The organism is Streptomyces sp. NPDC006743, assembly GCF_040703815.1.
GTDB lineage: Bacteria > Actinomycetota > Actinomycetes > Streptomycetales > Streptomycetaceae > Streptomyces.
Genome location: NZ_JBEYJA010000022.1, coordinates 111566 through 120447, shown reverse-complemented (window position 1 = coordinate 120447; position 8882 = coordinate 111566). Strand labels below are relative to the sequence as shown.

The 8882-nt window shown below is 72.9% G+C and carries 5 protein-coding genes; 3 read left to right on the top strand and 2 right to left on the bottom strand.

The annotated features are described in order from the left end of the window. Positions 1 to 238 precede the first annotated feature (238 nt). The gene (locus ABZ719_RS19950; RefSeq protein ID WP_366726492.1) at positions 239 to 2050 is read left to right on the top strand and encodes a lytic murein transglycosylase; all 1812 of its coding nucleotides are present in this window, start codon (positions 239 to 241) and stop codon (positions 2048 to 2050) included. A 5-nt stretch (positions 2051 to 2055) separates the two neighbouring features. Here ABZ719_RS19950 and ABZ719_RS19945 read toward each other — a convergent pair whose 3' ends face one another. Together ABZ719_RS19945 and ABZ719_RS19940 are read right to left on the bottom strand one after the other, a co-directional pair. Next, entirely contained in the window at positions 2056 to 4917 is a 2862-nt protein-coding gene (locus ABZ719_RS19945) for an ATP-dependent helicase C-terminal domain-containing protein (protein WP_366726491.1), read from the bottom strand. A 76-nt stretch (positions 4918 to 4993) separates the two neighbouring features. Beyond that, positions 4994 to 5950, bottom strand: coding sequence for a class I SAM-dependent methyltransferase (locus ABZ719_RS19940; protein ID WP_366726490.1), 957 nt, complete (start codon positions 5948 to 5950; stop codon positions 4994 to 4996). 226 nt (positions 5951 to 6176) lie between these two features. Between ABZ719_RS19940 and rpsA the strand changes: the two genes are divergently transcribed. Next, positions 6177 to 7670 (top strand): 30S ribosomal protein S1, encoded by a 1494-nt coding sequence (rpsA, locus tag ABZ719_RS19935; protein WP_366726489.1) that lies wholly within the window; start codon positions 6177 to 6179, stop codon positions 7668 to 7670. 230 nt (positions 7671 to 7900) lie between these two features. After that, a complete protein-coding gene (locus tag ABZ719_RS19930; RefSeq protein ID WP_037860712.1) occupies positions 7901 to 8839 on the top strand; it encodes a PAC2 family protein in 939 nt (312 codons plus the stop codon). Positions 8840 to 8882: the final 43 nt, after the last annotated feature.

The following is an 8882-nucleotide window of genomic DNA, read 5'->3' as shown; positions in this document are numbered from 1 at the left end:
CAGACGCCGAAGCACACCTGACACCTCACGATTCCCACGACCTCATGCTCCGGTAATCGGTTCATTCCAGTGCAGTCCAGGTGAAAACGACCTCTCAAAGGAAGTTGTCGTAGGGTCACCTGGGTCGTGCATCCGGAAGGCTCCACGAGGGCAACCAGTACCGCGAGTCAACCGTCACAACAGGGCGAACAGGCAAGCACAGAAGGACGCTCGGGCGTTCACGGGAGGGGTTCACTCCATGGCGGCGCATTTCGGCAGGAGGCTGTACAAGGGGGCGGCGACCACAGCCGTGGCCGCGGTGGCGGTCGCGGCGCTCTCCGCTTCCGAGGCTCCCGGTGTGACGGTCAGCGACGAGGGAAGACAGCCCGCCGCCGGTGCGACGTCCGTCCCCGACACGCCCGTCGGCGACAGTGCGACCGGTGACACGCACTACTACACCGACCTCCCGCCGCTGAACAGCCCCGACCCGGCGGCCCCCCACACCGGTACCGGTACCGGCACCCCTGCCTCGCAGGCCTCGGCCGAGGCGGGCATACCCGCCACCGTGCTCGACGCCTACAAGAAGGCCGAGGCCGAACTGCGTTCCTCCAAGCCGGGCTGCAACCTGCCCTGGCAACTCCTCGCCGCCATCGGCCGGGTCGAGTCGGGCCAGGCGCGCGGCGGCCAGGTCGACGCGAACGGCACGACGTTCAGCCCGATCCTCGGCCCCGTCCTCAACGGCAGTGGTTTCGCGAACATCAGCGACACCGACCACGGCCTCTACGACGGCGACAGCACCTACGACCGTGCGGTCGGGCCCATGCAGTTCATCCCCTCCACCTGGGGGTGGGCGGGCCGCGACGGCAACGGGGACGGCAAGAAGGACCCCAACAACATCTACGACGCCGCCCTCGCCACCGGCCACTACCTGTGCCGCAACGACTGGGACCTGTCCGACCACGGCGACCTGAGCAGCGCGATCCTCAGCTACAACCACTCGCAGGAGTACCTGAACACCGTCCTGTCGTGGCTGGAGTACTACCGCAGGGGCACCCACTCCGTGCCCGACGGCACCGGTCAGCTGCCGGTCCACCACAGCGACGACTCCGCCGGCACCCACCCCCGACCGTCCACCACGCCCTCGCGGCCGTCCTCCCCGACGCCGAGTCACCGGCCGGGCGGCTCCGGCAAGCCGGGCACCCCCGCCAAGCCCGGCACACCGGGCAAGCCGACCACCCCCGGCACGCCCGGCGGCACCCCGAGCGAGCCGAGCAGGCCGCCCGTGACGCCTCCCCCCATTCCTCCCACGCCCACCGACACGGTGGACCACCTGGAGGACGCCGGCACGGACACGCTCACCGCCCGCGCCGGAGAGGCCTTCGCGGAGAGGATCAGCACCCGCGCCGAGACCAAGGCCGGCAAGGCGGTCGCCAAGGTCAGGGTCCGTTTCCTGATCACCGGCGACACCGACACCACCTTCACCGGCGGTGAGAAGGTCGCCACCGTCGTCACCGACGCCTCCGGCGTGGCTCTCGCACCCGTGCTCCGGGCGGGCGAGAAGACGGGCGACTTCACCGTCCGTGCCGTGGTCGTCGGCCGCGCGGTCTCCGCACTCCCCTACAAGGCCACCGTCACCGCACGCACCGCCGACGCGCTCGTCCGCACCAGCGACACCCCGCTGGCGTGCACGCCGGGCGGCGAGTTCACCGACCAGGTCGAGGTCAAGGCCACCTACAAGGGCGCCGTCGCCGGCAAGGTCGCCGCCACCGCCACCCTGGTCAAGTCCGCCGACGACCCCGCCGAGAACGACAAGGGTCCCTACTTCAAGGACGCGGACGGCAAGCCCGTACGCACCCTGAAGGACCTTCGGACGGACGCCGGAGGACTGCTGAAACTGCCCCGGCTGTACGCGGACGACACCACCGGCACCTTCCTGCTCCGCATCACCACCGCCGGCGGTGCCACGCTGACCGTGGAACTGAAGGTCGCGGCGGCCGACCCCTCCGCCGAGCCGTCGACGGACCCGTCCACGACCCCGTCGACATCCGCCTCCCCGTCCGCGTCTTCGTAGCGTCTTCACCTCCTGAGCCGGGCGTTGGTGTGCCGGGTCGGCTGCGCGGTCGCCGGGTCCTCGGGCCACGGGTGCTTCGGATACCGGCCGCGCAGCTCCGCCCGTACGCCCTTGTAACCGTCCCGCCAGAAGGAGGCGAGGTCGGCGGTGACGGCGACGGGCCGCCCGGCGGGGGAGAGCAGGTGCACGAGGACGGGCACCCCGGCCACGACGGGCGAGGCGTCCAGCCCGAACATCTCCTGCAGTTTGACCGCGAGGACCGGCTGTCCGGGATCGCTGTAGTCGACCCGGACCGCCGACCCGCTGGGCACGGTGAGCCGCTCCGGGGCGAGTTCGTCCAGCCGGGCCGCCTCACCGCAGGCCCACGGCAGCAGCCGCGTCAGCCCCTGCCCGGCGTCGATCCGCGCCAGGTCCGCGCGTCGGCGGGCGCGGCCCAGTTCCGGCTCCAGCCATTCCTCCACGCGCGCGTGGAGGGCTTCGTCGCGGACATCTGGCCAGGGCTCGCCGAGCCGCTGGTGCAGGAACGCGAGCCGCTGCCGCAGCACTTCGGCCCCCGGCGACCACCGCAGCAGCCGCAACCCCTCCTGCCGCAGCCCCTGAAGGAGCGCGTCGCGTACGAGTGAGGGCGCCGGGCCGGCGAGCGGCCGGGCCCTCAGTTCCACCGCCCCGAGCCGTTCGACCCGCCGGGCGACCACGTCCCCGTCGGCCCAGTGGACCTCCGCACGCTCCTCGTGCAGGGCCCCGGCCGCGAGCCGGGCGACCTCCTCGTCGACGGCCGCGGCGAGCTGCACGCGCGCGTGCCCCCTGCCGAGCGGCCGGTCGGCCACGGCGACCGCGATCCACGGCACCCCGCGCAGCGCCGACCCCTCGGCGAGTTCGGCCCGCGTACCCGAGACCATGAGGTAGGAGCCGCCCTCCAGCCTGGCGACCCGCTCGGGAAAGGCCAGAGCGGCCACGAGCCCGGCGACGCCGTCCTCCCCGGCGACCGGTGCCCCGGCCCCCGCGTAACCCCCGCCGGACACCCCCGCGACCGACGACGGGCCGGAAACCGACGCCTCATCGGCAGCCCGCCGCGCACCGGCAGCCGGCGACGTACCGGCGGCCGGCGACGCACCGGCACTCGGCGGCGCACCGGCGGCCCCCGGCGCGTCAGCCGCCCGCGAACCGTCCCCGGACGCCGGCCTTCCTGCCCCGGGCGCCGCGCCCCCGGAGGAGGGTCTCCCCGCCCCGGCCGTGACGCCGCCGGGCGCCGCGTCCCCGGACGCGCGCCTCTCGGTGGCCGAGGAGGCGTCCCCGGGGGCGGACGCGTCCCCCGGCGCGGGCGCCTCCACCGCGCCGGACGCCTCCGCCGCGCCGGACGCCTCCGCCGCGGAGGCCCGCAGCCGGCGCACCTCCGCGCGCCACCGCCCCGCGTACGCGTCGCCGCCACGCCGGACGCGGCGCAGCGCGGCGGCGAGATCGTCGCCGTACTCCCGGGGCACTTCCTCACTGAGCAGCGCGACCACCTCCGCGACCGTGCCGCCCGCCCCGGTGAGGGCACCCGCGTCGAGGAGGGACCGCCCCAGCCGCACGGGCAGGCCCAGCCGCGCCAGCCGCGTTCCGCGCGGCGTGGCGCGTCCGGCCGGGTCGACCGCGCCCACGGCGGTCAGCACCTCCCGGGCCGCCGCCATGGCACCGGCCGGCGGCGGATCAAGCAACGCCAGTCCGGAGGCGTCCGGGTCGCCCCAGCAGGCCGCCTGGAGGGCGAACGCCGTCAGATCGGCCACCTTGATCTCCGGCGCAGGGAAACGCGGCAGGCGCCCGTCCTCGGCCTCCGCCCAGCACCGGTAGACCGTGCCCGGCGCCTCGCGTCCGGCGCGGCCCGCCCGCTGCCGTCCGGCCGCCTGGGAGGCGCGCACCGTGGTCAGCGCGCCCAGCCCGCGCGCGTGGTCCACCCGCGGCTCCCGGGCGAGCCCCGCGTCGACCACGACCCTGACCCCGGGCACCGTCAGCGACGACTCGGCCACGGACGTGGCGAGCACCACGCGGCGCCGCCGTCCCGGCGCCAGGACCGCGTCCTGCACCGCCGCCGGGGCCCGCCCGTGCACCTGGAGCACGTCGACCCCGTCCAGGTCCCCGAGCCCGCCCGCGACCCGGGCGATCTCGCCCGCACCGGGCAGGAAACAGAGCACGTCCCCCGTCCACTCGGCGAGCGCACGCCGCACCACGGAACCCACATGGGCCAGCAGCGCGGGATCGACGCGCATGCCGTGCGGCGGGCGTACGGGGCGTGCGGGTGGTGCCCACACCACCTCCACCGGGTACGACACGCCCTGGGCCTCGATCACCGGCGCGTCGCCGAGCAGCCGTGCCCAGCCCTGCGCGTCCGTGGTCGCGGACGCCGCCACCAGCCGCAGCTCGGGCCGCAGCGCCTCCCGTACGTCGCACAGGAAGGCGGCGGCCGTGTCCGCGTCCAGATGCCGTTCGTGGCACTCGTCGAGCACCACCACGTCGACCCCGGCCAGCTCCTGGTCGCGTTGCAGCCGCTGCAGCAGCACACCGGTGGTGACGACCTCCACGCGCGTGCGGCGTCCGACCACCCGTTCCCCGCGGACGGTGTGGCCGACGCTCTCGCCGGCGCGCTCACCCAGGAGCCACGCCATCCGCCGGGCCGCGGCGCGCGCGGCGATCCGCCGCGGCTCGGCCACGACCACCCGACGGGCCGGTCCCCGCCCGAGCAGTCCGGCCAGGGCGAGCGGCACCAGCGTCGTCTTGCCGGTACCGGGCGGCGCCACCAGGACGGCGCTCCCATGAGCGTCGAGCGCGTCGGTCAGGCCGGGGAGGGCCCCGCGTACGGGCAGGGCGTCGAGGGCGTCGTAACGGATCACCCTCCTAGTGTCGCCAGTGGCGCACGGGCGGGGAAAACGCCCTCCACGCGCGCGTGGAGGGCGTCCGTCCCGCGGGTCAGTCGCGTTCGCAGACGAAGATCGCGGTCCCCGGGATCAGATGCCCGCGCAGCGGGGACCAGCCGCCCCACTCGGAGGTGTTCCAGTCGGGCCATTCCGGTTCGACGAGGTCCACGAGCCGGAAACCCGAGGCCACGATGTCGCGGACCCGGTCGCCCAGGGTGCGGTGGTGCTCGACGTAGACCGCGTGGCCGTCCTCGTCCTGCTCCACGTACGGCGTGCGGTCGAAGTAGGAGGCGGACACCGACAGCCCCTCCGGGCCGGGCTCGTCCGGGAAGGCCCACCGGATCGGGTGCGTCACCGAGAACACGAACCGCCCGCCCGGCCGCAGCACCCGGCGCACCTCGCGCAGCACCAGCCGCGGGTCGGCGACGAAGGGCAGCGCCCCGTACGCCGAGCAGGCCAGGTCGAAGGAGCCGTCGGCGAAGGGGAGCACGGCGGCGTCCGCGCACACCAGGGGGACGGGTCCGCCGATGCGCAGCGCGTGCTGGAGCTGGCGGTGGGAGAGGTCGAGCGCCACCGGGCGTGCGCCCTGCGCGGCCAGCCAGCGCGAGCACTGGGCGGCACCGGCACCGATCTCCAGGACGTCCCGGTCCTTCAGCTCCTCCGACGGCCCGAGGAGTTCCGCCTCGACCTCGTCCAGGCCCTCGGGGCACCACACGAAGCGGTCGTCGCCGAGGAAGGTGCCGTGTTCGACCTGGTACTCGTCCGCGTTCCGGTCCCACCAGCCCCGGTTGGCGCGGGCGCTCTCGGTGACCGATGCCGCGCGTCGGGTGGCCTCGGGCTCGGGAAGTTCGGGCTCTTGGATGATCGGCTCCCTCGTACTAGTCTGCGGCTCTTCCGTGCAGCCCCCGGCGGGCGCCCTCGGCGGGCGCCGCGGTGCCGGCAGGGCCCCGGAAGACAGGTTCTGTGCCGGGGATGCGGCGTTCTGTCCCGGGTGTGCGGCTTCGCGCATTGACCCTGCCCGGCTGCCCCCGTATGCTACAAGTTGCGCTGCGGGCCTGCGCGCCTCAGACGGAGCAGGCTGCGCTCGCATCTGTTGTATGTCCCCTCGGTTCTCGAGGCGCCACCAGCGGTTTTGTGTGGGGCTTCCTTGGCTGTCCGGCTTCTGCAGAGCGAAACGGGCTCCCGGCGTAAGCAGTACCTACGACTTCAATGTCCGTACCGGAGCCCTTTCCCACATGACGAGCAGCACCGAGACCACCGCCACCACCCCGCAGGTAGCGGTCAACGACATCGGTAACGAGGAAGCATTCCTCGCCGCGATCGACGAGACGATCAAGTACTTCAACGACGGCGACATCGTCGACGGCGTCATCGTGAAGGTCGACCGGGACGAGGTCCTGCTCGACATCGGTTACAAGACCGAAGGTGTCATCCCGAGCCGCGAGCTCTCGATCAAGCACGACGTCGACCCCAACGAGGTCGTCGCCGTCGGTGACGAGATCGAGGCCCTCGTCCTCCAGAAGGAGGACAAGGAAGGCCGCCTGATCCTCTCGAAGAAGCGCGCCCAGTACGAGCGTGCCTGGGGCACCATCGAGAAGATCAAGGAAGAGGACGGCATCGTCACCGGTACCGTCATCGAGGTCGTCAAGGGTGGTCTCATCCTCGACATCGGCCTCCGCGGCTTCCTCCCGGCCTCCCTGGTCGAGATGCGCCGTGTCCGCGACCTCCAGCCCTACGTGGGCAAGGAGCTCGAGGCGAAGATCATCGAGCTGGACAAGAACCGCAACAACGTGGTCCTGTCCCGCCGTGCCTGGCTGGAGCAGACCCAGTCCGAGGTCCGCCAGACGTTCCTCACGACCCTGCAGAAGGGTCAGGTCCGCTCCGGTGTGGTCTCCTCGATCGTCAACTTCGGTGCCTTCGTGGACCTGGGTGGCGTCGACGGTCTGGTCCACGTCTCCGAGCTGTCCTGGAAGCACATCGACCACCCCTCCGAGGTCGTCGAGGTCGGCCAGGAGGTCACGGTCGAGGTCCTGGACGTCGACATGGACCGCGAGCGCGTCTCCCTGTCGCTGAAGGCGACCCAGGAAGACCCGTGGCAGCAGTTCGCCCGGACCCACCAGATCGGCCAGGTCGTGCCCGGCAAGGTCACGAAGCTGGTTCCGTTCGGTGCGTTCGTCCGCGTGGACGAGGGCATCGAGGGCCTGGTCCACATCTCCGAGCTGGCCGAGCGCCACGTGGAGATCCCGGAGCAGGTCGTCCAGGTCAACGACGAGATCTTCGTCAAGGTCATCGACATCGACCTCGAGCGCCGTCGCATCAGCCTCTCGCTGAAGCAGGCCAACGAGTCCTTCGGTGCCGACCCGTCGGCGGTCGAGTTCGACCCGACCCTGTACGGCATGGCCGCGTCCTACGACGACCAGGGCAACTACATCTACCCCGAGGGCTTCGACCCCGAGACCAACGACTGGCTCGAGGGCTACGAGAAGCAGCGCGAGGAGTGGGAGCGCCAGTACGCCGAGGCGCAGTCCCGCTTCGAGCAGCACCAGGCGCAGGTCATCAAGTCCCGCGAGGCGGACGAGAAGGCCGCTGCCGAGGGTGGCGAGGCCGCCGCTCCGGTCGCGTCCGGTGGCGGTTCGTACTCCTCCGAGGGTGGCGACAGCTCCGGCGCGCTGGCTTCGGACGAGGCCCTGGCGGCCCTGCGCGAGAAGCTGGCCGGCGGCCAGAGCTGACCGCTCACCGCTGCTAGGCGCTAGCCGTTGACCGCGGCCCGTACCCCCCGCCCGGGGGTACGGGCCGCAGTCGTACCCGCACAAGGCGCGTCCGCCCCACCCGCCGGCCTCGCGCGTGACCGCGGCCGGAAGCCAGCGTCGTCACGATTCCGGGTGATCGTGCGGCATCGGGGAATGCCCGCGCCCCGCTCCTCGTTGTGAACCTACGAACACGAGGAGGGGCGGTCACAGTGCTTGATCCGCAGGGTTTGTACGCATGGGAGCCGAAAGGCCTGGCGGTCGTCGACATGGCGCTCGCACAGGAGTCGGCCGGGCTCGTCATGCTCTACCACTTCGACGGATACATCGACGCGGGGGAGACCGGCGACCAGATCGTCGACCGGCTGCTCGACTCCCTGCCCCACCAGCTCGTGGCGCGCTTCGACCACGACCGGCTCGTGGACTACCGGGCCCGCCGCCCCCTGCTGACCTTCAAGCGCGACCGCTGGACCGAGTACGAGGAGCCGGCGATCGAGGTGCGCCTCGTCCAGGACGCCACGGGAGCGCCGTTCCTGCTGCTCTCCGGCCCCGAACCGGATGTCGAGTGGGAGCGCTTCTCCGCCGCCGTACGGGAGATCGTGGAGCGGCTCGGCGTGCGCCTGGCGGTCAACTTCCACGGCATTCCCATGGGCGTCCCGCACACCCGCCCGGTCGGCCTCACCCCGCACGGCAACCGCAGCGACCTCGTCCCGGGCCACCGCAGCCCCTTCGACGAGGCACAGGTCCCCGGCAGCGCCGAGGCCCTGGTGGAGTACCGGCTGATGGAGGCCGGGCACGACGTCCTGGGCGTCGCCGCCCACGTCCCGCACTACATCGCCCGCTCCCCGTACCCCGACGCGGCACTGACCGTGCTGGAGGCCATCACGGCGGCCACCGGCCTGGTCCTGCCGAGCGTCGCCCACTCCCTGCGCAACGACGCCCACCGCACGCAGACCGAGATCGACCGGCAGATCCGTGAGGGCGACGAGGAACTCACCTCCCTCGTGCAGGGACTGGAGCACCAGTACGACGCCGCCGCGGGCGCCGAGACCCGGGGCAACATGCTCGCCGAGCCCGTCGAGATCCCGTCCGCCGACGAGATCGGCCGCGAGTTCGAACGCTTCCTGGCCGAGCGGGAGGGCGAGAACTGACGCCCGCCGGGCCGGCGGCGCACGCCGGGGCCTAAGCTGCGGC